The 22978-nt window shown below is 46.4% G+C and carries 23 protein-coding genes; 15 read left to right on the top strand and 8 right to left on the bottom strand.

The window, feature by feature from the left end:
- Positions 1-139: 139 nt before the first annotated feature.
- The 3 genes from LL912_RS18420 to LL912_RS18410 all read right to left on the bottom strand — a co-directional run bounded on the left by LL912_RS18420 (position 140) and on the right by LL912_RS18410 (position 4880).
- Positions 140-2902 (bottom strand): outer membrane beta-barrel protein, encoded by a 2763-nt coding sequence (locus LL912_RS18420; RefSeq protein WP_235555071.1) that lies wholly within the window; start codon positions 2900-2902, stop codon positions 140-142.
- A 159-nt stretch (positions 2903-3061) separates the two neighbouring features.
- Positions 3062-4039 carry a glycosyltransferase family protein gene (locus tag LL912_RS18415; RefSeq protein ID WP_235555070.1) on the bottom strand — a complete coding sequence of 326 codons (978 nt, stop codon included), beginning with the start codon at positions 4037-4039 and terminating at the stop codon, positions 3062-3064.
- Positions 4005-4880: a UDP-2,3-diacylglucosamine diphosphatase gene (locus LL912_RS18410; protein WP_235555069.1), complete on the bottom strand. Its 876-nt coding sequence runs from the start codon at positions 4878-4880 to the stop codon at positions 4005-4007. Before LL912_RS18410 ends, LL912_RS18415 begins: the two co-directional genes overlap by 35 nt.
- A gap of 442 nt (positions 4881-5322) precedes the next feature.
- On the opposite strand from LL912_RS18410, the gene LL912_RS18405 reads away from it, so the two are divergent.
- Positions 5323-6645 (top strand): IS110 family RNA-guided transposase, encoded by a 1323-nt coding sequence (locus LL912_RS18405; protein WP_235551714.1) that lies wholly within the window; start codon positions 5323-5325, stop codon positions 6643-6645.
- Positions 6646-6889: 244 nt separating this feature from the next.
- The gene (locus LL912_RS18400; RefSeq protein ID WP_235555068.1) at positions 6890-7585 is read left to right on the top strand and encodes a YjjG family noncanonical pyrimidine nucleotidase; all 696 of its coding nucleotides are present in this window, start codon (positions 6890-6892) and stop codon (positions 7583-7585) included.
- A gap of 11 nt (positions 7586-7596) precedes the next feature.
- On the opposite strand, the gene LL912_RS18395 is transcribed toward LL912_RS18400, so the two are convergent.
- The 3 genes from LL912_RS18395 to LL912_RS18385 all read right to left on the bottom strand — a co-directional run bounded on the left by LL912_RS18395 (position 7597) and on the right by LL912_RS18385 (position 10117).
- Positions 7597-8340: a DUF3575 domain-containing protein gene (locus LL912_RS18395; protein ID WP_235555067.1), complete on the bottom strand. Its 744-nt coding sequence runs from the start codon at positions 8338-8340 to the stop codon at positions 7597-7599.
- 120 nt (positions 8341-8460) lie between these two features.
- Complete coding sequence (locus LL912_RS18390; RefSeq protein WP_235555066.1) at positions 8461-9126, bottom strand: DUF3575 domain-containing protein; 666 nt, start codon at positions 9124-9126, stop codon at positions 8461-8463.
- A 151-nt stretch (positions 9127-9277) separates the two neighbouring features.
- The gene (locus LL912_RS18385; protein WP_235555065.1) at positions 9278-10117 is read right to left on the bottom strand and encodes a metallophosphoesterase; all 840 of its coding nucleotides are present in this window, start codon (positions 10115-10117) and stop codon (positions 9278-9280) included.
- 158 nt (positions 10118-10275) lie between these two features.
- Here LL912_RS18385 and LL912_RS18380 point away from each other — a divergent pair, with 158 nt between their 5' ends.
- The 5 genes from LL912_RS18380 (at position 10276) to LL912_RS18360 (ending at position 14660) form a co-directional block, all read left to right on the top strand.
- A complete protein-coding gene (locus LL912_RS18380; protein WP_235555064.1) occupies positions 10276-10956 on the top strand; it encodes a hypothetical protein in 681 nt (226 codons plus the stop codon).
- Between the two features lie 32 nt (positions 10957-10988).
- Positions 10989-11378: a hypothetical protein gene (locus LL912_RS18375; RefSeq protein WP_235555063.1), complete on the top strand. Its 390-nt coding sequence runs from the start codon at positions 10989-10991 to the stop codon at positions 11376-11378.
- A 103-nt stretch (positions 11379-11481) separates the two neighbouring features.
- Entirely contained in the window at positions 11482-12402 is a 921-nt protein-coding gene (locus LL912_RS18370; RefSeq protein ID WP_235555062.1) for a pseudouridine synthase, read from the top strand.
- 71 nt (positions 12403-12473) lie between these two features.
- Positions 12474-13190 (top strand): RluA family pseudouridine synthase, encoded by a 717-nt coding sequence (locus LL912_RS18365; RefSeq protein WP_235555061.1) that lies wholly within the window; start codon positions 12474-12476, stop codon positions 13188-13190.
- Between the two features lie 654 nt (positions 13191-13844).
- On the top strand, positions 13845-14660 hold the full coding sequence (locus LL912_RS18360; protein WP_235555060.1) for a glycosyltransferase family 2 protein: 816 nt from the start codon (positions 13845-13847) through the stop codon (positions 14658-14660).
- Positions 14661-14671: 11 nt separating this feature from the next.
- Here the strand turns inward: LL912_RS18360 and meaB are convergent, their stop codons facing one another.
- Positions 14672-15538: a methylmalonyl Co-A mutase-associated GTPase MeaB gene (gene meaB / locus LL912_RS18355; protein ID WP_235555059.1), complete on the bottom strand. Its 867-nt coding sequence runs from the start codon at positions 15536-15538 to the stop codon at positions 14672-14674.
- Positions 15539-15789: 251 nt separating this feature from the next.
- On the opposite strand from meaB, the gene LL912_RS18350 reads away from it, so the two are divergent.
- From LL912_RS18350 to LL912_RS18325, 6 genes are all read left to right on the top strand, one after another.
- The gene (locus LL912_RS18350) at positions 15790-16428 is read left to right on the top strand and encodes an LON peptidase substrate-binding domain-containing protein (protein WP_235555058.1); all 639 of its coding nucleotides are present in this window, start codon (positions 15790-15792) and stop codon (positions 16426-16428) included.
- A gap of 94 nt (positions 16429-16522) precedes the next feature.
- The gene (locus LL912_RS18345; protein ID WP_235555057.1) at positions 16523-17251 is read left to right on the top strand and encodes a type III pantothenate kinase; all 729 of its coding nucleotides are present in this window, start codon (positions 16523-16525) and stop codon (positions 17249-17251) included.
- Positions 17223-18629: a hypothetical protein gene (locus LL912_RS18340; RefSeq protein WP_235555056.1), complete on the top strand. Its 1407-nt coding sequence runs from the start codon at positions 17223-17225 to the stop codon at positions 18627-18629. Before LL912_RS18345 ends, LL912_RS18340 begins: the two co-directional genes overlap by 29 nt.
- 51 nt (positions 18630-18680) lie before the next feature.
- Positions 18681-19337: an LPS export ABC transporter periplasmic protein LptC gene (lptC, locus tag LL912_RS18335; protein ID WP_235555055.1), complete on the top strand. Its 657-nt coding sequence runs from the start codon at positions 18681-18683 to the stop codon at positions 19335-19337.
- 65 nt (positions 19338-19402) lie between these two features.
- Positions 19403-20227, top strand: coding sequence for an SDR family oxidoreductase (locus LL912_RS18330; RefSeq protein ID WP_235555054.1), 825 nt, complete (start codon positions 19403-19405; stop codon positions 20225-20227).
- A gap of 140 nt (positions 20228-20367) precedes the next feature.
- Complete coding sequence (locus LL912_RS18325) at positions 20368-20652, top strand: hypothetical protein (RefSeq protein WP_235555053.1); 285 nt, start codon at positions 20368-20370, stop codon at positions 20650-20652.
- A gap of 24 nt (positions 20653-20676) precedes the next feature.
- Here the strand turns inward: LL912_RS18325 and lptB are convergent, their stop codons facing one another.
- The gene (gene lptB / locus LL912_RS18320; RefSeq protein ID WP_235555052.1) at positions 20677-21486 is read right to left on the bottom strand and encodes an LPS export ABC transporter ATP-binding protein; all 810 of its coding nucleotides are present in this window, start codon (positions 21484-21486) and stop codon (positions 20677-20679) included.
- A 183-nt stretch (positions 21487-21669) separates the two neighbouring features.
- On the opposite strand from lptB, the gene metF reads away from it, so the two are divergent.
- Both metF and LL912_RS18310 read left to right on the top strand, forming a co-directional pair.
- Positions 21670-22620, top strand: a complete 951-nt coding sequence (gene metF, locus LL912_RS18315) for a methylenetetrahydrofolate reductase [NAD(P)H] (protein ID WP_235555051.1) — start codon at positions 21670-21672, stop codon at positions 22618-22620.
- A gap of 55 nt (positions 22621-22675) precedes the next feature.
- Positions 22676-22978 (top strand): DUF1330 domain-containing protein, encoded by a 303-nt coding sequence (locus LL912_RS18310; protein WP_235555050.1) that lies wholly within the window; start codon positions 22676-22678, stop codon positions 22976-22978.

Genomic DNA, 22978 nt, shown 5'->3' with positions numbered 1-22978 from the left:
TCTTCTCCAAATAAAACCGGAGGCCTCCATAGCCCCAAATACTGGATGCGGAAGAAATGATTTCAGTGAAACTTTATAATTCCCAGGATAAAGCCAATCATCACTTTATATTTTAAATTGAACAGTTCATCTTTTATCCCTACCACAGCGACCAGCCACCTCCTACTTTACTCTTGGCACCAGCCGGGCGCAAATTATAGGTAAACGTCGCCAGGAAATATTGTCCCAGAATATTGCTGTAAGTAGTTCGTACCGTATTTTGATAAGGAATAATATCGGTATTGCGGGTCTGGTTCAGCAGGTCGTTGGCGTATAACCGCAGCACTGCACGTTCATCTTTAAAGAAAGTAAAATTCACGCCAGCATTCCACATAAACATTCTCCGGTATTGCGGATCTGCAAAGGCATTATTATTCAGATACCGCAGCTCGGTGTCAAAGATCACGTGCTTTATATACCGCATCACCAGCTCTGTGCCTATTGTTTGATCAAAACTACGGGCAGGAGTAAACCGGGGATTGGTATTCTTTACACTCATATAGGAAAAAGAATAGGCCGGGTTTATTTCCAGCTTGTCGTTCCAGTTAAACCCGATATTGCTCCATATATTGCTGTTCAGCCGCTGCTGTGTACTGGCTGCCTGGTTATAAAAGAACGGGCTTATGCGATACTCGGTCCAGGTGCCCACGTTCCAGGAGAAGGTAAAACTGTTTTTGTATTTGATGTCCTGGTTAAGTCCAAAATTTGCGGCCACCCGTTTGCTTCCGTTCGCATTTACCGGTTGTATGGTCTGGATACCGCTTTCATCCACAGTAATGCTTTGCACTACATCATTATCGGCAATATATGCTTCGCCCCAACTCCATACATTGAGGTTGTTCTTAGGATTAAACGTATTCAGATTAACCGAAACCAGGTTCATGATCGCCGGTAAAAGCCGGGTGTTACCAAGGTTAACCACATAAGGATTGGTATTATTGCGAACCGGAATCAAATAATTATAATCGGGCAGTTGTACATCTCTGGAAAAGTTAACGGTCAATTTTTTATAGGTAATTTCCAATTGCGGCAACACATTGCTTTGTTTCTGGATCAGTGGATCTGGAATATAGGACACACTGTTTTCAAAGCGCTGATACTGGTAACGGAGACCAGGAGTGATTGCAAGTCCATTGTGTTTAAACTCAAGCCCGGTACTAACCAGGTATTTATTACTGTTGCGTAAAAACTGGCTGCTCAGCTCATTATTCCGCTGATCGTACATGGCGCCATCTTTATCAAAGGTAGCCACATTATTTTTCAGGTTTTCGTACTCATACCGTGTTCCGGCACGCAGGAACCATTTTTTGCCCAGCGGCTCCCGGTAGTTGATCCCGGCGTAGGCAAACCAGGTAGGAATGCGCTCGGTTCTTAGTTGGTTGGTAACACTATCAAACTGCCGCGGATACGCATAGCGGATCAGCGCATCAGTATAACTGTCTGAGGTCTTCCGGTTCCATACGAGTCCCTGCGCAAAAGAAATGCGACGTCCGGCCTTGCTTTGGGATAAGCGGGTCAGCGAAAAGTTCTCTCTCAGGATATGATTACGTGTATCACCATTGATCCCCACATTTCCATTGTTCAGGTTGCCCAGTACATTACTGATGCCACTTTGGCTGTTCCAGCTCCTGTTGTCTTCTCCGCCAATAATGTAATTGGCATTTCCGGTAATGGTGGTCAATGTATCCGGTTTTAAGTTCATCCCCACTCCAAACGTGTGTGTATTGCCCCGAAGAACAGTATTGTAAAGCGATTTGTTGGTAATAACCGTATCACCGTTAAAGATCCGTGTGTTGTTATCCGTTTCCACATCTGTATGCACTTTTCCGAAATAATATTGGGCAAAAAAGGCCTTTTTATTATTGGGTGAGTGATTCAGATTAAACCCGAGGCCATTGCTGGCGGTAACGCCACCCAGACGCGACATGCCACCGAAATTGATGCCGTTAATGGAAATATTAGAACCAAAATTACTGTTGTTGCTGCTGTTATTGCCTCCGCCCGAAACATCGCGGTTGCGCCGCAAACCACCGGTCTGCATCAGATCGTTCCAGCCAAAACCCGGCCGGTTCAGGTTATTACTGTATCCCAGCAAGCTTACCTGCAAGGTATCACGGAAGATATTAGCGATCGCACCCGCTTCAAACCGTCCTCCGTTGATACCGCCGCCGCCGCCGGCATAAGCCTTTCCAAACACCCCTTTTTTCACCCCCTTTTTAAATGTAAGGTTGATTACTTTACCCACATTGTTCAGGTTGTCATCACCGTTTTCCAGCAGCTCGTCTTTATCATCCGTTACCTGTATTTTATCGATTACATTGGAGGGCAGGTTCCTGGAAGCCATTTTGGGATCACTTCCAAAAAAATTCTTTCCATCTACAAGGATCCGGTTAACCCGTTTACCGTTTACCATAATATTGCCTTGCTTATCTACCTGTACACCCGGAAGTTTTTTCAGCAGGTCTTCTACCAGTGCATTGGGCAAGGTTTTAAAGGCATTGGCATTAAATTCAACAGTATCTTTCCGGATCACCATCGGCGGCCGTTCTGAAACAACCAGTACCTCATCCAGGTCTTTTGCATCCGGCAGCAATGCAATCGTTCCAAGGTTTAGATTGGATTCAGCAGACAGCTGGAATTCCTTTCGGTATACGGCATAGCCGGTAAACGAAACAATAACACGGTAGGGTAGGTCTGCCACAAGTCCCGGGATGCGAAAGGCGCCGTCTTCCCCACTCAACCGGTAAGTGACCACTGTGGTATCCGACGCTTTAAACACCGTAACGGTGGCCATATACAAAGGCTTTCCCGTAGCAGAGTCTATCAGTTTTCCCGAGATCGAATGTTGCGCATGAATACTCAATGCGCAAAAACATAATACTACAAATAGGATGGCCCGGCTATAAGATGAGGACCTGAAAAAGGTTTGCATAACTACTACACGCAGTAACCAGAAAAATGTTACAGAAAGCAGCAGGTCATTTTTCAAAAAAGCCGGCAGCAGGCCACTAACATTCGTTCATTAATCAAACAACCGTTCCATGCTTTGCGGAATGGTGCTGCTATAATCCATTTGTACCGGCTTGTATTGCTGTTGCCATTTTTCAAATTGCTGTTCAAAGTCTGCCCCGATCTTTGAGAGGGTCATTACTCCCATTTCCTTTAATGCTGCAGCATTACAACATTGCTCATATTGCCCGCGGATGGGAACCGCCATTATTTTTTTACCCAGGTGCAGGGCTTCTGAAGGTGTTTCAAAACCGCCGCCGGTAATGATCTCCCGGCAAGAAATCAAACTTTTGTTGAACAAAAGCCGGTTCACCGGAATAAACCGCAGATGCCCTTCATTCCGCTCCGAGCCGGATTGCCGGCTGAATATTTCGAACCGGTGGTCTTTAAATTTTGAAAAGATCTGACGCAGCTCCTGGTCGCAATAGGAGGGAAGGTATACGGTGATATGCCCTTTATCAACCGGCGTGCTTTTCAGGATTTCCTTTTTGATAACGGGTGTAAGAATAAAATCGTCATAAGCCTTAAAATGCAATCCCAGGTAGCGTTCTCCGCGGGCATAGTTTTTCAGCATCCATTCACCGGATCGGCTTACCTGCTCCGGCCGGGGTACTTTATTGCTTTGAAAGCTGGCCTGGTGCCCGAAATTTACAGACGGTACCTTTTTTAATCTGCAGGCAGCAGCCGTGATATACTCATAATCGTTGATCACAAAATCATAATCTTCCACCGGAAGCGCATGGACCTCTTTTTTTAAGGCCAGAGGATTTACGTGCCGGGCGATCTTCCAGTAATTGAGTCCGCCGTTACAGGTATAGTAAAGGCTCAGACCCTTACTCCGGTATTTTACAGGCGCATCCAGTTTCAGGTTGCTGTTATTACCGCTCAAAAAAATATCAACTGTTCCATATTGTGTTAAGTAAGGCAACAACTCCATTGCGCGGCTGATATGACCGTTACCGGTAGCCTGAACGGCGTAGAAAATTTTCATTGTTCGTATCGGATAATGCGTGTAAATAAAAAGCGATCTCGTTGGTCAGCACGGTTGCATTGGGTTTCTCCTTTACAGCGCGCTCTGTTTTCATTTCTTTTTCATCATAGGTATACAAGCGCCATTGATTATCGTAGTATTCGAGCGCAGTCATATGCTCCATCCAGTCGCCGGAATTGAGATAATCGACCTTCCCTTTTTCCGTGCGCATTTCTTTTTTCTGTGGCTGGTGAATGTGGCCGCAAATAACCGTATCAAATTTTTTCTCAATCGCCAGGGCTGCTATTTTAGTTTCGAATGCATCAATGTTTACAATGCGCTTATTAAACTGCTCCATGATCTTACGGGAAAGCGACAGCTTTTCTTTTCCAAAAAAATGAGACACCGCATTCATACATTTGTTAAACACCAATAACGTGGCATAACCGTTGCTTCCAAGCTTTCCCCAGAAGCGGGCCTGCCGCGTGGTGGTATGATCAAACACGTCCCCGTGAAAGATCCATACTTTTTTACCATTGATCTCGATCACCACTTTATCAGTAAGCAAAAAATTACCAAGTTCCAGGTCGGAGTAACGGCGCATGCAATCATCGTGATTACCTGTGATATAGATCACCCGGGTTCCCGTCGAAAGTTTGTTAAACACCTCCTTGATCGCAGAAATATGATCGGGAGGAAAATACCGTTTACTAAATTGCCATCCGTCAATAATATCACCGTTTAAGATCAGCACCCGCGGATCAATACTCTTTAGATAAGCAGTAAACTCTCTTGCCCGGCTTGCATAAGTGCCCAGATGCAGATCCGATACAACAGCTATTTCAATGCGGCGTTGGGCCATTCTGATTTATGTTTCTCAAATTTCCATATTCCATGTAACAGAACTATTACCTTAATGTTATAATAATATTATCTATGTAAGGCAGGCTGCACCACGAATGAGGAATGACAAACATGCGCTGAGTTACCCTGAGTTCTCTATTTGTGAGCACAAAATCGATGAGGCAATGACAAAATACCCATTCGTCACCTTGAGTTAACCATTAGCGGATCAAAATTATTGGGGTCTATGACGTGGATTATCTTTGATTAAAGCAGGCTACAGCAGTGTAGCAGTAACATCGGTTAGTGTCTAAGTACCTGTCCCTGAGTTTTGCTTCAAAGAACGGTCCATTATTGTTTGGTGATACTGTTGAGGCAGTATTCCCGTTTGGCAGCTTGCCTTTTTTCAGAACCTCTTTGAGCTGTAGCCTGCTATTTTCTAACTTTTAAAGATAATAGTTATGTCAAAGGTAATTGAGTTTGAGCAACAAAATGCAAATGCAGCCGCCATAGATATTGGCTCAAAAAAGATCTTTGTTTGCTGGGATGGGATTACCGTAAAAAGTTATGAGACTTTTACGGGCAGCTATAAGCAATGTATCGATGAGCTTAGGGCTAACGGTGTACAGCGGGTGTGTATGGAGGCCACAGGCATTTACTGGATAGCCCTGCACCAGATGCTGGAAGAAGCGGGCATGGAAGTATGCCTGGTTAATCCCAAAGAAGTAAAGCAGGTAAAGGGTAGAAAGACAGATGTAAAAGATGCCTGTTGGATACAAAAAATGTTTAGTGCCGGTCTGGTGCGCCAGAGTTATATTCCTGCCGGCAAGTTAAAAGAGTTACGAATGATGATTCGGGAGCGGGAAGATATTATTGGTATGGGAAGTACCTATGTGAATAAGATGCAAAAGGCATTGGAGTTAATGAATATTAAACTCACAGAAGTAATCTGTCAAATTAATGGTGCCAGCGGTATACGGATGATAGAGGCGATCATCAATGGAGAGCGTAATAAAGAAAAATTACTGGCACTTTGCCATGTAAGCATCCGGGAAAAGAAGGCAGATGCGGTTTTAAACGCACTTGAAGGGCATTACAATGAAAGTTGGTTATTCCTGCTGGAACAAAATTTAATTCTTTGGAAGGTGCACCAAAAACAACTCCTGCGTATTGATAAGCGTATTGAAGCATTGCTAGGTGATTTGGAGCAGGGTAGACAGTTTGTAGCAAGTGAGTATAAAGCCAAACCGGTACGGCATCATAAACCCATGATAACCGATTTGCACCAGAAATTACTAAATATTTATGGCGTAGATGCCAATTGCATTCCTGGCATCACTGATTATACACTACTAAAGCTACTGGGAGAAGTGGGGGCAGATATGAGCCGGTTTCCAACGGTAAAGCATTTTGTGAGCTGGTGCGGTCTTTGTCCCGGTCATAACCAGAGCGGTTCTAAAAGCAGGAAGTCGAAAATGAAGAATCACTCCAATGCAGGCCAAACCTTCCGCGAAGTAGCTCAGGCCTTGCTTAATAGTAAGTATATAGCTATTGGAGCCTTTATCAGGAAACTAAAGAGTAGAAAAGAGGCGCGCATAGCAATAAAAGCCGGGGCAAGAAAAATAGCTACTGCATTCTATAATTTATTAACAAAAGGAGCTCAATATATAGAGCAAGGCATTCATAAGTATGAACAACAACTCAAAGAAAGAGAACAGAAATATTTACAAAAAATGGCTTTAAAATATGGAATGAAGTTCGTTGAAATACAATCGCTTAAATAATACGTCATTGGCAGGGAAGCCGAAAGGTCCCTTCGGGCAGTCCGGTATCACAGAGATGCCTCGACTACTCCCGCTGTTGCGGGATGCGCTCGGCATGACGAAACTATAATTGGTTTTCAATAAACAATACAATCTGTCATTGGCAAGATGTAACCCATTACCGGGGTCTGTTCCTGTTTGGAAGTTCATGTGAATGACATAGATGCCGGCCGAACGGCGATGGTCATTTTCGTATCTTGCAGGCATGAAGTACAAACATCTTTTTTTCGACCTGGATCATACTTTGTGGGATTTTGATGCCAATGCGAAACTGACCTTGCAGGACCTGTATGAAACATTAAAGCTTGAAGACAGAGGCGTTGACGATTTCGAACGCTTCTACCGGCAGTACCTGGGGCATAATACAAAGCTGTGGGCCCGGTACCGGAACGGTTTTATCAAACAGGCCGACCTTCGTGTAAAGCGGATGCAGTTGTCGCTGCTCGATTTTAAAATAGGGGATGAAGTACTGGCCAAGGAAATGAGTCAGCGTTTTTTAGAAATGCTGCCTACCCGCAACATGCTCTTTCCCCATGCCGTGGAAATCCTGGAATACCTTACATCCAAAAATTACCGGCTCCACCTGATCACCAACGGGTTTGAAGATGTACAGCATCATAAGATCAACAATTCGAAGATCAATCACTATTTTGATAAAGTGGTCACTTCCGAAGGCTCCAACAGTTTAAAGCCCAATAAAGCCATCTTTGATTTTGCACTGGCGGCAACCGGGGCAGGGAGAAACGAAAGCATCATGCTGGGTGATGACCTGGAGGCCGATATTATGGGCGCTGCCAATGCGGGATTGGACCAGGTATACATCAACCATGTCAATAAATTTCCGGATTTTAAACCCACCTATACTGTTTACGCGTTAAAGGAACTGGAAGCTATTTTCTAATATCGGCCTAACTATAACCGGTACCCGATCCGGATACCCAATGCCGGGCGAAACGTGACGTGGCTGTTTTCTTCGAGATACGAGTTCCGTATTCCGTCAAAAACATTCGGATGCCTTGACCGCAGTAACGAGTCAGACGCGGCATTGTACTCCCGGTTATAATTTTTATTATTCCGGTAGGCCGGTCCCAGGCTTCCATAAAGATCCAAAAGCAGCCGCTCAGACTTACGGGTTTTACCCGGTTTTAATGAAGTAGGGTAGCTGACCAGCAGTTGATACCCTAAAACGAAATTTAATCCCGTGATGGTTTTCCGGGCATAAAACCGGTCTGTATATTCCTCACTGCTGCTTTTCTTATAATAGTATGCTGTAAAATTGCGCCGGTTTTGCGCATACAAAAAATTCAACCCGGTATAAAAACCGGCAAGCGAGGGATATATATTCCCGCTACGGGATCTGCGGGCATACCGTCGCAGCTCAATATTGGCCTTTATTCCTTTTTCTTTTGCAAATCCAGGATCGGCAGCATAGCCCTCAATTGAATAAAACTGGTACCCCAATTCCCCCGAAAGTGATACCCTCCGGCTCATTGCGTACTCCAGCGCCAGTCGGATCGTTGGAAAAGAAATTTCATCAGCAGCTGCGGCCAAATTCAATTTTAGCGCGGTCCGGTACTTTTGTGGTACCTCCTGGGCGCTCACACTCTTTAAGGAACAACAAACGACAACAAATAATAAACAGGCAAGTTTTTTCATAAACAGTTTTTTTGGAAATCATCCCAGCTTTAAACAGCAAATCCGGCATTGTTCTTTATACGTACAGCCGCAGCATGTAAGGAACAAGTATCAAATTTTAAAATATTTTCCTTTGTAAGACTAAAAAAATCTTCCGATCCGCACTCCGAGTGTGGCATTAGGCCCCCATCCGTTTCTCATATAGTCCTGGGCAAGCATGGCCCCGATCACATCTTCCTTTCCTTTATTCGTGATCTGGCCTGCCTGCAGTTCAAACTCTTTTGTGGCCGTCTTTTTAATTCCGATGCCCGCATACAGTTCCACCTGCAGCCATTTTTTAAACAGGAAATCAAACCCGGTAATGATGTTGCATCCAAATGTGCGCTTCTTAAACCAGAAAGCATCTACCTCCGGTTGCCGCCGACTCCTTTGGCGCGGAATGATGCTGTCATAGGTCCAGTCATTGGCCGTATTACCCCGGTAAAATAGCGCAGCCCCCACGTAAAATTTTCTGCCACGGGATTTTTCTTTCAGATATTTACGTATCTCCATATTGGTTCTAAGCCCTTTTTCTTTTATAAACGCGGTATCCCGCGGTAAGAACGAGTAGCACTGGTACCCTGCCTCTGCAAAAAGGCTAAAGTCGTTTGCCAGGTATTGCTCAACACCCAGCTGTAGGGTTGGAAAATCAAAAACTGATGCCGCCGCTGTCAGGTTGAGCTTTATACCAGTTCCTGGGTCGGTTCGCTCCTGGGCCAAGCCGGTTATATAAAAAAGCAGCAGGACCATACAGCAGCCAATTTTCATACGCGTTATTTATGCGTTTAACGTAAAAAGGCCTCGGAATGTAACATTACATTGTTTTAAATCTATACACCTGACCATCAATAAGAACGCTGTGATCAAGGCGCAATTGTTTTGCGTGCTCCGGTCCGGTTACAAGGGCTGTAACTACTGATCAAGCTGGTTCCAGCTGGAAAATGGTGATCTCCGGCCGCACATTAAATCGCACCTGCCAGGTAAAGCCCAGGGCGCGGTTAATATAAAGAGACCGGCCATCCTCAAAATCAATTTTTCCGGAAGCATACCGTTTATTTTTCACAGGCAGCAGCGGCGGCGGCAGAAACGGCGGTTTGCATTGCCCGCCGTGTGTATGCCCGCTGATCACCCAGCCATCGTAGCCATTCCAGACCGGCATATCCAGCACATCGGGGTTATGGCATAAAACCACCGTTGCAGCCTCCCGGTTCCAATGCTGCATTGCCTTTTCCGGATAAAAGTTGGTACCCCACTTGTCATCGATGCCAATAAAATTGAGTCCGGAAAAATGTTGTTGCGCATTTCTCAAAACCGGCAATTGGTGGCTGTTGAGCAAGTCTTCAATCTTATTTGCCAGGGCACTGTCTTTCCAGTTGTCGCCATAGTCATGGTTACCCAAAATAGCCGCAGTTCCCAAACGGCCGCGGGGAGCATGCTGCATCAGCTTATGCAACTGATCCATCTGGCGGGGTTCGCTATAGGTGACAAAATCACCGGTATAAACAACAAAGTCGGGCTGATAGCCGGCGGCTTTTATAAATGCATCCTTCAGGTAGCGATCCCGGGAGCGCTCCCCGATATGGATATCGCTGATCTGCATCAGGGTTTTGCCGGCCAGGGCCGGAGGCAGGTTCTTGACCCGCATGGGCACCCGCGTAAATTCCAGCCAGAACGGCTCTACCTGCCAGGTATACAATCCTGTAAGCAGTCCGGCCCCACCCAGGATACCCCCGTATTTTAAAAATTTCCTCCGGTTCATGCGTGCGCAAATTTAGCTTCCGCTTCCTCAAAATCCACTCCGTAACTATTAAACTTTTGTGTAAAAATGCGGTCCAACACCTGTTTATAAAATTTTAACGCCACCCCAGAAGGTATTTTTCCAAAAACCCATCTAAGAAAAAATAAATGCGTCCGCCATTGAACATAAAACCCGTTTTTTTTGCCGGTTTGCTGTTTGTAACAGTAATTGCAGCCGCACAGGAGATCCCATCCCGGCCCAATAAAGGGATTCAGCGTACTGAAACCAAACGGGAACAGTATGATGTGTATCAAAAACTAAAATTGACCGCGGATCAGAAAAGCCAGCTGATCGCTTTACAAAAAGAGGGGAAGGCGGCAGTTGCTGCCGTACGCAAGGACGAGGCCCTCACCCCGGCAGAAAAAAAGAAAAAGTTACAGGCACTGAAGCAACAGTTGGGTCAGAAACGCAATGCCCTGTTAACACCGGAACAGCAGAAAATCTGGGAAAACGAGGCCTCCGGACGAAAAAACTCAAAACAACAACTGATTACTGTCAACCAGCGTGATACCGCCAATGGCCCTGACAGGGATCATAATCAGCTGTCCCGCACAACCGATAAGCCTGATCCTCAGTTAAAGCTTTCAGCCGATCAGCAGCAAAAAATGAAAGATCTGCAGCACGCATTTAGAGAACAAGCCCGGTCCATCCGGCAGGACCACACCCTGTCCGATCCGGAAAAAAAGAACCGTTTGGACGAACTGAGAAAAGCATTCCGGAAAAAACAAAAAAATGTGCTCACTGCCGACCAGTGGCAGCAATGGAAGAGTTATACCCGTAAGAATGTTTCTAAACAATAAACAAGCATCTGTTAAAACTTAAAAAACAAAAAATGAAAAAAACAATCTTAATTGCAGCAATCGTAAGCCTGTTCAGCGTTTCTGCCACATTTGCGCAGGATGCGCCCAAAAAAGAAAAATCCGAAAAAGGCATGAATGACCGTGGCAGGGGCATGAATTGGGCAGATGATCCGGATCTGAATTTATCAAAAGACCAGAAGGACAAGTTAAAAGCATTGAGCGAAGACGGTATGAAACAGCGCAAAGCGATCCAGGACGATGCCACCCTCAACGATGATCAGAAAAAAGAAAAAATGAAGGCGCTGCGTGCCACACAGAAAGAAGCAAGGGATAAAATCCTTACAAAAGAGCAGATAGAAAAAATGGAAGCAAAAATGAAAGAACGCCGGGAAAAAGGCAGAGACAGGCAGGCTCAGCAATAAGAAGTGATCGTTTTATATTTACCAGGAGGCCATCTTATTTTTTTAAGGTGGCCCTTTTTTTACGATATTTGCAGCTTACTGTTGTAAAATAGCAATTCATACAATGAAAAAAATAGATCCCCGCTTTGCAAAATTTGCAAACAAGAAAAGCAATGCTGCTATAAAAGAAGCCTTTAAGCAGGAAAAAAGACAATATAAAAAAGAGCGGGCTGCTTTCTTTGAGCAAAAGAAGGCCGAGGCCGCAGCCAAAGCAACCCAGAGCGCAGCACCCAAAATTGAACGTAAAACCACGGCAGCGGCACAAATGCCCTTAAATAAATACCTGGCCCATAGTGGTATCTGTTCCAGAAGAGATGCAGCCGAACTGATCAAAGACGGAAAAGTAAAGGTAAACGCCGCTGTAGTTATGGAACCGGGCTATAAGGTGCAGCCGGCCGATGTGATCACTGTAAACAATAAAAAAGTAACCCCGGCCAAAAACCTGGTTTATATCCTGTTGAACAAGCCCAAAGATTATATTACCACAACAGATGATCCGCAAAAACGCAAAACGGTACTGGACCTTATTAAAACGGCAACCACCGAAAGGGTATATCCTGTAGGGCGCCTGGACCGGAACACCTCCGGAGTGCTGCTGATCACCAACGACGGAGAACTGGCCCAGCAACTCACCCACCCTAGCAATGAGATAAAAAAAATCTACGCCGCCACATTGAACAAGCCTCTTGAAAAGAAAGACTTTGACAAAATACTGAAAGGGGTAGTACTGGAAGACGGCCCTGCACCGGTGGATGTGCTTGCCTATTCCGATATGAAGGACAAAACACAGATCGGGATTGAAATACACAATGGCCGGAACCGCATTGTGCGCCGCATTTTTGAATCCGTGGGATACGAGGTAAAACACCTGGACCGGGTGATGTTCGGCGGGCTTACCAAAAAGAATATTGAGCGCGGCAAATTTCGTTTCCTGACAGAAAAGGAAGTACGTAACCTTAAATTTTTTGGAAAAGGAAAAAAATAAACTGCTGCCCTTCGCTGACGGTTTCAGGGGGGAAAATGCCCCCGCTAACCACAAACGTACCTTAAATAAATATGAAGCTTCAGGATTTAATTGTTTTTGAAAATGATGACCTGGTGGCCCTGAATAAACCTTCCGGGCTGCTTTCTATTCCGGACCGGGAAGGCAAGGAGGTTTCGCTTAAAGAACTGCTGCTGCAACGTTATCCGGATGTTTTTACCATTCACCGGCTGGATCGTGAAACCAGCGGATTGATCATTTTTGGAAAACATACTGAAGCGCACAGGTACTTTTGCCAGCAGTTTGAGGCCCGCAAAACAATAAAAATTTATAATGGCCTGGTCATTGGGTCGGTATCAGAGCATTCGGGTAGTATCGATGCTCCAATCGCCGAAAACATGGTAAAGCGGGGCTCCATGATCATTCACCGGCGGGGTAAGCCGGCATTAACTGATTTTAAGGTACTGGATAATTTTACCATTTACAGCTGGATGGAATTCCGGATCCATACAGGCCGAACGCACCAGATACGGATCCATGCAAAAGAGATCGGGCATCCGCTGGCAGTTGATGCGCTCTATGGAGATGGCAGGCCGGTCTATTTATCTTCGTTTAAATCAAAATTCAACCTCTCGAAAGATCATTTGGAGGAGCGACCCTTACTGAACCGCTTAGCCCTGCATGCAGCTCAATTAAAAATTCAGGCGCCAGATGGGAACTGGCTGGAACTGGAAGCGCCTTTGCACAAGGACCTGAAGGCTACCCTGCAACAATTGCAAAAGCGAAAGTAGCATCCTGCACAAATGCCGGAGCTCAATGCCCCAGGGCCGGACTCCTTATAGCCGTGCGCTTAATTATTCGAAAGATATACAGCGAATCAATACCTTTGTGTAATGGTATTTTGCAAGAGACGGCACGTTAGAAGCAGTATTCCGGCATTTGTATTCAAACACAGATAACAGAATGGCAGCGCAACCGGGCAGATCCGGAAACGTTTACCCGCAACCGGTCGATGCTGCACAAAACCGGCCAAAGATGGCCGCCCCGGTCTTTTAGTAACACAAAACGAACTGCCGACCAATAAGTCAAAGCATGACGCAGTTCGGGGAAAAGCACCGGCGCTCTTTAATAATTCCCAGGGAGCCTCGTTGCAGGATTGCCGCATTCAACCACCTGCCCGGATTCAGATAGGATGCTATTGGCATAAAACATCGCAGTGCGGCAACAAGATCTCCCTTATTTTTGTCAACGGTGTTGGTGAAACGGCCCCGTTGGAACAGGATTTTACCGGAACGCCGCCGGTAAATGGTTAAAAACAGGCTGCATGCACCCTACAAGGAGCTCACAACCGGCAGCCGGAAAAGGAAACAGTATTCGAAAAGATTAAAAGTAACGGACCAAAAAAGAAATTGCTGCAGCAATGGCTCGCTCAAGATGAACACGGCATGATTAAAAAAAGTTATCCAACTTCCTCATTAATTATTTCCACCTATAACTGGCCGGAAGCACTGGAGTGTTGCCTGAAAAGTATATTAAGGCAAAGCCGGATGCCCAATGAGGTCATTGTTGCGGATGACGGATCCACACGTGAAACCCATGACCTGATCGAGCGGTTCCGGCCCCTGTTCCCGGTTCCGCTCATCCATGTATGGCAGCCGGACGAAGGCTTTCAGCTGGCCAGGATCCGGAACAAGGCCATCGCCAAAGCAAATTACGCGTATATCATCCAGATAGATAGCGATCTGATCCTTCATAAACGGTTTGTAGAAGACCATCTCCGTTTAAGCCGCCCCGGATGCTTTGCCACCGGCAGCCGGGTGATTCTGAGTGAAGCCTATTCCAAAAGATTACTGGACCGCCGGCAAGGAAAAGCTTCCATTTTCCGCTGGAGTTCGCTAAATAAAAACAACGGCTTGCGGATTCCGATCCTTACCAAACTTTATAAAAGGCACCGGGCAGCCGACATCTTCTATTTAAGAGGTTGTAATATGGCTTTTTGGAGAAAGGACCTGATGGCGGTTAATGGCTATAACGAGGAAATACAGGGCTGGGGAAGGGAAGACAATGAAATTGCTGCCCGGCTCATCAATCTTGGAATATCAAAAATGGTGGTAAAGCACAGCGCGATCGTTTTTCATATTTACCATAAAGAAAAAGAACGAAACAGCGTCCTGACCAATAATGAATTGCTGCAAAAATCGATCTCAGAAAAACTGATTACGGCACCCGTAGGCATTCAAAATCATTTGCAGGGCTCCTGAGCGCAGACCAGTTATTGCGGAGCTCCGTTTTTTACAAACCGGTATAAATTAAACCGGCCCGTTTTCATTTCGGCCTCTATCGCTTCTTTTAACGCCCTTTTATCGATGCCCTGCATCCGTTTTTTTTGAAGGAGCAGGTATGCTTTCTCTGCCAAAAGCCAGCTCTTTCGCTCATTTGGAACAGCCGCTGCAATTTTCTCAAGCAGTTGCTGATACAATACGTCCACCCCCTTCATTTCATGAGCCACTGTAGGTATCACCGGCAGCAATCCGGTTGTTCTGGAAAACGCCGGTGCCAGCATCTGCCGCAGATGCTTTATAAAAAGATCGGCACCCGGGCGGTCGCTCTTGTTCACCACAAAGATGTCTGCAATTTCCATTAAGCCAGCCTTCATCGTTTGAACTTCATCACCAGCCTCCGGCACCAGCACCACAATTGTTACGTCTGCCAGTCCGGCAATCTCAATTTCACTTTGTCCCACGCCCACCGTTTCAACAATAATGAGATCGAAAGGCGCAGCTTTCAGCAAGTCGGTGATTTCAATGACTTTCGGATTGAGCCCGCCCATTGCACCCCGGCTCGCAAGCGAACGGATAAAAACCCGTTCATCCAGGTACCACCGGTTTAAGCGGATGCGGTCGCCCAAAAGCGCTCCCAAATGAAAAGGAGAGGAGGGGTCCACGCAGATCACCGCCACTCTTTTGCCCTCGGCTATCGCTAATCCTATCAGTGCGTCTGTTAAGGTACTTTTTCCCGCCCCCGGAGGACCGGTAATGCCTACCACGGGAACGGCATGCTGCCGGAGACTCTCCAGGAAAGCGGCATATCCTTCCTGCTCATTTTCTACAAGACTGATAGCCCGGGCGATACTTTTCATATCGCCCTGTTGTACCCCGGTTATGAGCGTGCTCCACATATAATTATCGCTAAAATACGGAACAATTATAGTTTGAAAAGAAGACAGCCTGCGATTTTTAGCCGCCTCTGAAAATGGAAGGCTCTTACCGGCTGCTCCTGTCTCCCATCACAGACCAGGTTCCGACCCCAATTTCCGGAGTCTTATTTCTGTTTGGTGGTCTATTAAAAATTAATAAAAACACAGACCTTAAACTTTTTTTACCTTTGGGCATGACCAATTTCATACCGATATTTCCGTTGTCGATCGTTGTATTTCCCGGAGAACAGGTAAACCTGCATATTTTTGAACCCAGGTATAAACAACTGATCCACGAATCGGCTACCAGCCATAAACCGTTTGGGATACCGGTGGTTGTCAACAACCAGCTCCAGGAATGGGGCTCATTGGTGCACGTGGAGGAGATAGTAAAGACCTATGAAAATGGCGAAATGGACATTCATACAAAAGGAGGTGATCTGTTTCGGATTTTAGAAGTAATCCGGGAGATCCCGGAAAAACTCTATTCCGGAGCCATTGTCAATTACCCGCAAAACAACCGGAACGGCAATCCTGAGGTAATGCTGCAGCTGGTAAAGCAAATGCGTGCCCTACACGACTACCTGCAGGTAAAAAAAGAGTTCCGGAAAGAGGATCATCTGTTAACCGCCTATGATATCGCACACCATTCCGGTCTTACCATCGAGGAGGAATATGAATTTTTACAACTGACCCAGGAACGACAACGGCAGGAATACCTGAAGCGGCATTTTGAAAAAACACTGCCGGTTTTTGAACAGATGAACGCACTAAAACAAAAGATACAAATGAATGGTCATTTCCGAAACCTGAGCGGATTTGATCTGAAATAGGCCGGAAAGACCAGATTCTGCCGGTTCCAGACCCTCACTACATGATTATAAGAAAGGGGGGAAAAGTTCCTGATTTTTTATTTACTTGCACTTTATGTCTACCACACTTTGTTTCGACTTTGGAAATACAAGGAAAAAAGTTGCTGTTTTTCATAACAATGAACTTACAAAAACCCTTGTACTGCAGGATGACACCACAGCAACCATCCGATCGCTGGTCGAGGCTTATCAACCGGCAAAGTCCATTCTGTCTTCGGTTATCCATCATAATGAAGAGATAGAGACGGTTTTAAAAGACACTACCCGTTTTCACCTGCTCAATTACCAGTCCCAACTGCCCATTACCACACCGGTAGGCAAACCCGAAACCATTGGCTCAGACCGGCTGGCCATTGCTTCGGGCGGCGTGCATTTTTATCCCGGCAAAAACCTGCTCCTGATCGGGCTGGGCACCTGCGTTACCCTCAATTTTGTAAATAAGTACCGGGAACTGGTGGGCGGTGCTATTTCACCGGGATTGGAAATGCGGCTAAAGTCCATGCAGTATTATACTGCAAAGTTGCCTCTTGTTGCCCCAAAAGCAGATGTTCCATTGATGGGGTATGATACAGAAACCAATATTTTATCCGGTGTTATCCTGGGAATGGCCTATGAACTGGATGGGTTTATAGCAGCTTACGAGGAAAAATTCGACAACTTTAACGTGGTATTAACCGGTGGGGATATGCAACATTTGGCATCACACCTGAAAAGCAGGATATTTGCCGACCCTGAATTAATATTTAAAGGCCTATATGCTATTAGTGAAGTTAACAACGCTTAGAAAATTGGACGCGTCTGTAATAAAACGTATTGCCGCAGCCGTTTGTTTAACCGGCTTCGGTTTTGTTACAAACGCCCAGGATAATTCCCCATATTCAAGATATGGCCTGGGGGATGAGATATCTTCATCCAGCGCCACCAGCAGGGGTATGGGCGGTGTTTCCGCAGCATATAACAGCTATTCTTCCGTAAACTATGCCAACCCGGCCTCTTATGCCTTTTTTCTGTCGATTACCGAACCCGGCACCCGCAAACAATTGCAGGGACGGGCAATACTGGATATCGGAATTGAGGGTACCGGCCGTACATTGATCGACAAATCGCAGCAATCGCGCTTTACATCCAGCAACCTGATCTTTAACCGGATCTCGCTGGGTATTCCGCTCCGCCGCAACTGGGGTATGGCCCTGGGTTTGCGGCCGTTGAACCGGATCAGCTATAAAATCCAGAATACCAGCGGTCCGCTCCGAGATGAAAATACCGGAGAGGCCATCGATTCGGCAATCACCGTTTTTGAAGGATCCGGTGGTACCTACCTGGCATCCCTGGGTACAGGGGTTAAATTTGCCCTTGCAAAGAACCATTATCTCAGCCTGGGAATTAACGGGGGCTATCTTTTTGGCTCGAAGGACTATACCCAGCACCGGAACCTGATTAACGATTCAACTGTTTACCACACTGGGATCTGGGATGCTAAAACCTCCATGGGCGGCATTTATGCCGATGCGGGTCTGCAGTACCAGGGAAAAGTGAGCGATAAGTTGTTTCTGGGAATCGGGGTATATGGCAACTGGCAGCAAAAGATCAATACCAATTTTGCCCATACTTCCAGCGCAGTGGATAATACTACCGGCGCGGTGCAGATTGTCGATTCCAGCGGGTTTAAATCAACCCTCCGGTATCCCTCCAACCTTACAGCAGGATTTATTCTCCAAAAAGCCCAGACCCAAACGGAAGCCGGCTGGTTATTTGGGGCGGACTTTACTACAACAAACTGGCAGCAGTACCGGGAAAATAACCTGCCCGATACAGCAGTGGCCAGCAACTGGAAACTAAAGATCGGTGCAGAATTTAGCCCCGTTACCAAAAAAAATTACCTCAGCCAGATGTATTACCGGATTGGATTTTTCACCGGCCCGGATTACATCAAACTCCGTGGAGAACAGCTGCCGTTGTATGGCGTTACAGCAGGTATCGGGCTGCCCCTGGCCAACTACAACCAGCAGGCAAGAGGACAGGCCACTATGATCAATCTGGGGCTTGAATACATGAAACGGGGCAGCAGCAAGAGCGTTCTGCAGGAGAACATGTACCGGGTAACGGTGGGTTTCTCCCTGACTGATATGTGGTTCGGCAAGCGCCGGAACGGCGACCGCTAAGCCGGCCGGCGGATCCTGGCAGATTTACATTATTTTTGCAATAAACAGGTTTTGAAGTTACGTTCATCATACGTTTTACTTGCTGCAGTGCTGCTGCTTTTGACCGCCTGTGAAAATACAGACGAGGAGATCAACGCGCTTAGCAAAAAGGTTTCCATGACCGACAAAGCACTGAAAGTAGAAAGTTACCTGTCGCAGGGAGGCAAAGTCAAAGCCCGGCTCACCGCTCCCATTATGCTTCGCGTGCAGGCGGATACGGTTTATACAGAATTTCCCAAAACATTGCATGTAGACTTCTATAACGACAGCGCCAAAATCGAAAGCAAGCTCGACAGCAAATACGGCAAATACATGGAATCCATCAGCATGATCTATCTTCGTGACAGTGTGCGGGTGGTATCGGTAAAAGGAGATACCCTATATTGCCAGGATCTCTGGTGGGACCAGAACAAACAGCTTTTTTATACCGATAAACCGGCCCGGTATAATGCCCACGATCAACGGGTGCAGGGCGATCATGGCCTGGAGGCAACCCAGGATCTGAAAGACGTAAAATTCAAAAATGCGCATGGCCAGGCGCAGATGGCCCCGGGGGCCATTCCCGGTTCAACCGGGGTTCCAGGTCCGGTGGATACTTCTTCTGCTAAAGGCGCCCCCGGCCAAACAGGAGCCTCCGGTAAAACCGGAGCGCAACCTCCAAAAAAGTAAGCAACTACAAAGCTTCTCAACAGTCATTTTTTTACTGGAATGGGTTTGTTTTCGTAATTTACCCTATGATTTTTAAGGATAAAACCATTGTTATTTCCGGCGCCACCCGTGGCATTGGAAAGGCCATAGCCCTGAAGCTTGCTGCGGAAGGCGCCAATATCGTTATTGCCGCCAAGTCGGTAACCGAAAACGAAAAGCTTGGAGGCACCATTTATTCGGCTGCCGAAGCAATAAATACAGCTGGGGGCCGGGCATTGCCAGTGCCCTGTGACGTACGGGAGGAGGACCAGGTACAGCATGTAATGAAGGCAGCGGTGGAAACCTTTGGCGGCATCGACATTGTCATCAACAATGCCTCGGCAATTTCCTTAACAGATACGGCAGCCACACCCCGGAAAAGATATGACCTGATGCAGGATATTAATGTACGGGGAAGTTTTTTAATGGTACAGGCCGCCCTGCCCCATCTTAAAAAATCATCCAACGCACATATTCTTACGCTGTCACCTCCCATCAACCTTAATCCCAAATGGCTGGGACCGCATATTGCCTATACCATCTCCAAGTACAATATGAGCCTGTTAACGCTGGGATGGGCTGAAGAATTTAAAAATATTCCCATTGCGGCCAATGCATTATGGCCCAAAACCACCATTGACACGGCAGCCGTGCGCAACCTGCTGGGCGGACAGGCCCTGGCCAATATGAGCCGCACACCCCGGATTGTGGCAGACGCCGCGTTCTATGTCTTACAAAAAGAAGCGCGTCGCTGTACTGGTAATTGCTTCCTGGACGAGGAAGTACTGAAAGCCGAAGGCATCACCGACTTCGACGCTTATGCAATTACGCCCGGAGGGCCGCTTTACACCGACCTGTTCCTGGATAGCTAGCCGCGTTTATTATTAAACAGCAGGACTATATGTAAAAGAAACGCAAAAGCCTTAGCAGAAAAGCAGTCTTGCACGCTATTTGAGCCTGTTTGGTTGATTCCATTATCGGGTTGATCACCCTTCACCCCAAAAAACAGGTTATGGACAAAAGAGAACAATTAACAGCCATGGACAAGATCCTGCGGGAACTGGAGGATCTTAAAAACAGTGAAACTGCTGTTTTGAAAAAGATTGCACAGATCGAAGCGGAAAATATGAATCTTGGTGTTACCGTACTGGAACTAGCCCTTCCGGATATACATGAAAATATCAATACATCTGTTGAGCAGGTAAACGAGGTCATCAGCAGGTTTACGGAACACCGCAATCAATTTTCGAAGGAGCATAAGCTGGAAGCACCCGAAGACCAGCCGGCAACCTCGTAATATAAATATAAAGCTGCCGTGAAGTTAAAGACCGGTTGCTTCGTTTTCGGATGCTGTTTGTTCCTGAGCAGAGTTTTGCTGGGCTTCTTCATGCAGGTAATCTTTCCGTTTCAGCTCGAAATTCCGGCCCAGGTATAGGCGCCGCACCTGTTCATTGGCGGCCAATTCTTCAGCGGTACCTTTCTCAAAGATCTTTCCGTCGATCAGCAAATAGGCTCGATCACATATCGAGAGGGTTTCGTTTACGTTATGATCCGTGATCAGGATGCCGATATTTTTGTATTTTAACCGGGCCACAATACTCTGGATATCTTCCACGGCAATGGGGTCGATCCCTGCAAAGGGCTCATCCAGCAGGATAAACCTTGGGTTTACTGCAAGCGCTCTTGCAATCTCCGTTCTTCTTCGTTCCCCGCCGCTCAGCACATCGCCGTTGCTCTTCCGCACATGCCCCAGCCGGAACTCAGCCAGCAGCGATTCCAATTTCTCCTTTTGTTCCGCCCGCGGAAGTTTGGTCATTTCCAATACGGCCGAAATATTGTCCTCTACGCTCAGCTTCCGGAAAACGGACGCTTCCTGCGGGAGGTAACCAATACCCATCTGTGCCCGTTTATACATTGGCAGCTTGGTAATGTTCAGATCATTTAAAAATACATCCCCTTCGTCGGGCTTGATCAGGCCCACCACCTGGTAAAACGACGTGGTTTTACCCGCACCGTTTGGCCCCAGCAAGCCTACAATTTCGCCCTGGTTCACCTCAAAAGAAACGTGGTTTACCACCGTACGTTCGCCATAACGCTTTACCAGGTCCTTGGTATGTATTTTCATCAACATAAGTGGCAAAAATAAGAAAGCTTCCACATTATTCTGTTGAGGGGCCGTTAAATATTGAAGCCGGTCCGCACCCAGTATGCATAGCTGCGACAGCCCTCCATGTATCAAACGTCTCCAACCTGGAACTTTAAACCTGGAACCTGGAACTGCATTACTGGTATCTTTCCATTAGTTTTGCAGCCTATGAAGGTGATCGATCATATTAAGAATGCAAAGGATACATTGATTTCTTTTGAAATACTGCCCCCGTTGAAGGGAAAGGGCATTGAGGCGCTTTACGACCATTTGGATCCGTTGATGGAGTACAAACCCGCATTTATCAACGTTACCTACCACCGGAGCGAACATATTTTTAAAAAGAACCCCGACGGAAGTTTTAAAAAAGTAGTGGTGCGTAAGCGGCCGGGAACCGAAAGCATTTGTGCGGCGATCATGAACAAATACAATGTGGATACGGTTCCGCATTTGATCTGCGGAGGATTCAGTATTAATGAAACAGAAGATGCCCTGATCAATCTGAATTACCTGGGCATCGACAATGTGCTGGTGCTTCGGGGCGATGCCGCCAAAAATGAAACCGCCTTCATTCCTCAGGCAGACGGCCATTCCTATGCGATTGACCTTTTAAAACAGGTGGTGGATCTCAATAACGGGGTCTACCTGGAGGAAGATCTGAAAAATTCACAGAAGACGAATTTTTGTATCGGCGTAGCCGCTTACCCTGAAAAACACTTTGAAGCGCCCAATATGGAAACAGATATGGCTTATCTGAAGGCAAAAGTAGAGGCGGGGGCCGATTATATTGTAACGCAAATGTTTTTTGACAATACCAAATTCTATGCATTTGTAGACGCCTGCCGCAAAGCGGGCATCACCATTCCGATTATACCCGGATTAAAACCCGTTTACACACTCAAACAACTGAATGTACTTCCCAAAACCTTTCATATTGACCTGCCTACCGATCTTTCGAAGGAGATGATGAAGTGTAAAACCAACGAAGAGGTAGAGCAGGTGGGCACGGAATGGCTGCTGATGCAGTCGAAGGACCTGAAGAAGAACGGGGTGCCGGTATTGCATTATTATACCCTGGGCAGGCCGCAGATCATCAGCAATGTGGTAAGAGAACTGTAATCAGCCGGCGGAACAGGGCTGAAGCTGCAAACACGCGATTATTTGAATCTTCCGGATGATATTTATTACACAACTCATTTATGTTAATGAAGGAAGCGAAGCCGTTTTCCATGATTTTGAGCAACGGACCATACCATTGATAAAAAAATACAACGGCCGGCTTTTGTTCCGGTTACGCCCGGAAAAAGCCGCCTTCATTGAAATCAATACGGACCCGCCCTATGAAGTGCACCTGGTTTCCTTTGAAACCGAGGATGATTTCAAGCGGTTCATGGGCGATGAGGAAAGAAAAGAATTTTTATATTTAAAGGAACAATCCATCCGGTCGGCTGTTCTCATTCAGGGAAAACAACTATAA

The organism is Niabella agricola (assembly GCF_021538615.1).
Classification (GTDB): domain Bacteria; phylum Bacteroidota; class Bacteroidia; order Chitinophagales; family Chitinophagaceae; genus Niabella; species Niabella agricola.
Note: the sequence above shows the minus strand (reverse complement) of the source record. Positions and strands in the feature narration are given on the sequence as shown.

What these genes read in the sequence shown, in the direction of transcription:
- LL912_RS18400 (WP_235555068.1), top strand. Translation starts at nt 6,890, where the DNA reads ATGAAGTACAAACATCTTTTTTTCGACCTGGATCATACTTTGTGGGAT.
- LL912_RS18360 (WP_235555060.1), top strand. Translation starts at nt 13,845, where the DNA reads ATGATTAAAAAAAGTTATCCAACTTCCTCATTAATTATTTCCACCTAT.
- LL912_RS18395 (WP_235555067.1), bottom strand. Translation starts at nt 8,340, where the DNA reads ATGAAAAAACTTGCCTGTTTATTATTTGTTGTCGTTTGTTGTTCCTTA.
- LL912_RS18385 (WP_235555065.1), bottom strand. Translation starts at nt 10,117, where the DNA reads ATGAACCGGAGGAAATTTTTAAAATACGGGGGTATCCTGGGTGGGGCC.
- LL912_RS18310 (WP_235555050.1), top strand. Translation starts at nt 22,676, where the DNA reads ATGATATTTATTACACAACTCATTTATGTTAATGAAGGAAGCGAAGCC.
- LL912_RS18345 (WP_235555057.1), top strand. Translation starts at nt 16,523, where the DNA reads ATGTCTACCACACTTTGTTTCGACTTTGGAAATACAAGGAAAAAAGTT.
- meaB (WP_235555059.1), bottom strand. Translation starts at nt 15,538, where the DNA reads ATGAAAAGTATCGCCCGGGCTATCAGTCTTGTAGAAAATGAGCAGGAA.
- LL912_RS18390 (WP_235555066.1), bottom strand. Translation starts at nt 9,126, where the DNA reads ATGAAAATTGGCTGCTGTATGGTCCTGCTGCTTTTTTATATAACCGGC.
- LL912_RS18370 (WP_235555062.1), top strand. Translation starts at nt 11,482, where the DNA reads ATGAAAAAAATAGATCCCCGCTTTGCAAAATTTGCAAACAAGAAAAGC.
- LL912_RS18350 (WP_235555058.1), top strand. Translation starts at nt 15,790, where the DNA reads ATGACCAATTTCATACCGATATTTCCGTTGTCGATCGTTGTATTTCCC.
- lptB (WP_235555052.1), bottom strand. Translation starts at nt 21,486, where the DNA reads ATGTTGATGAAAATACATACCAAGGACCTGGTAAAGCGTTATGGCGAA.
- LL912_RS18410 (WP_235555069.1), bottom strand. Translation starts at nt 4,880, where the DNA reads ATGGCCCAACGCCGCATTGAAATAGCTGTTGTATCGGATCTGCATCTG.
- LL912_RS18375 (WP_235555063.1), top strand. Translation starts at nt 10,989, where the DNA reads ATGAAAAAAACAATCTTAATTGCAGCAATCGTAAGCCTGTTCAGCGTT.
- LL912_RS18340 (WP_235555056.1), top strand. Translation starts at nt 17,223, where the DNA reads ATGCTATTAGTGAAGTTAACAACGCTTAGAAAATTGGACGCGTCTGTA.
- LL912_RS18405 (WP_235551714.1), top strand. Translation starts at nt 5,323, where the DNA reads ATGTCAAAGGTAATTGAGTTTGAGCAACAAAATGCAAATGCAGCCGCC.
- LL912_RS18365 (WP_235555061.1), top strand. Translation starts at nt 12,474, where the DNA reads ATGAAGCTTCAGGATTTAATTGTTTTTGAAAATGATGACCTGGTGGCC.
- LL912_RS18330 (WP_235555054.1), top strand. Translation starts at nt 19,403, where the DNA reads ATGATTTTTAAGGATAAAACCATTGTTATTTCCGGCGCCACCCGTGGC.
- metF (WP_235555051.1), top strand. Translation starts at nt 21,670, where the DNA reads ATGAAGGTGATCGATCATATTAAGAATGCAAAGGATACATTGATTTCT.
- LL912_RS18325 (WP_235555053.1), top strand. Translation starts at nt 20,368, where the DNA reads ATGGACAAAAGAGAACAATTAACAGCCATGGACAAGATCCTGCGGGAA.
- LL912_RS18415 (WP_235555070.1), bottom strand. Translation starts at nt 4,039, where the DNA reads ATGAAAATTTTCTACGCCGTTCAGGCTACCGGTAACGGTCATATCAGC.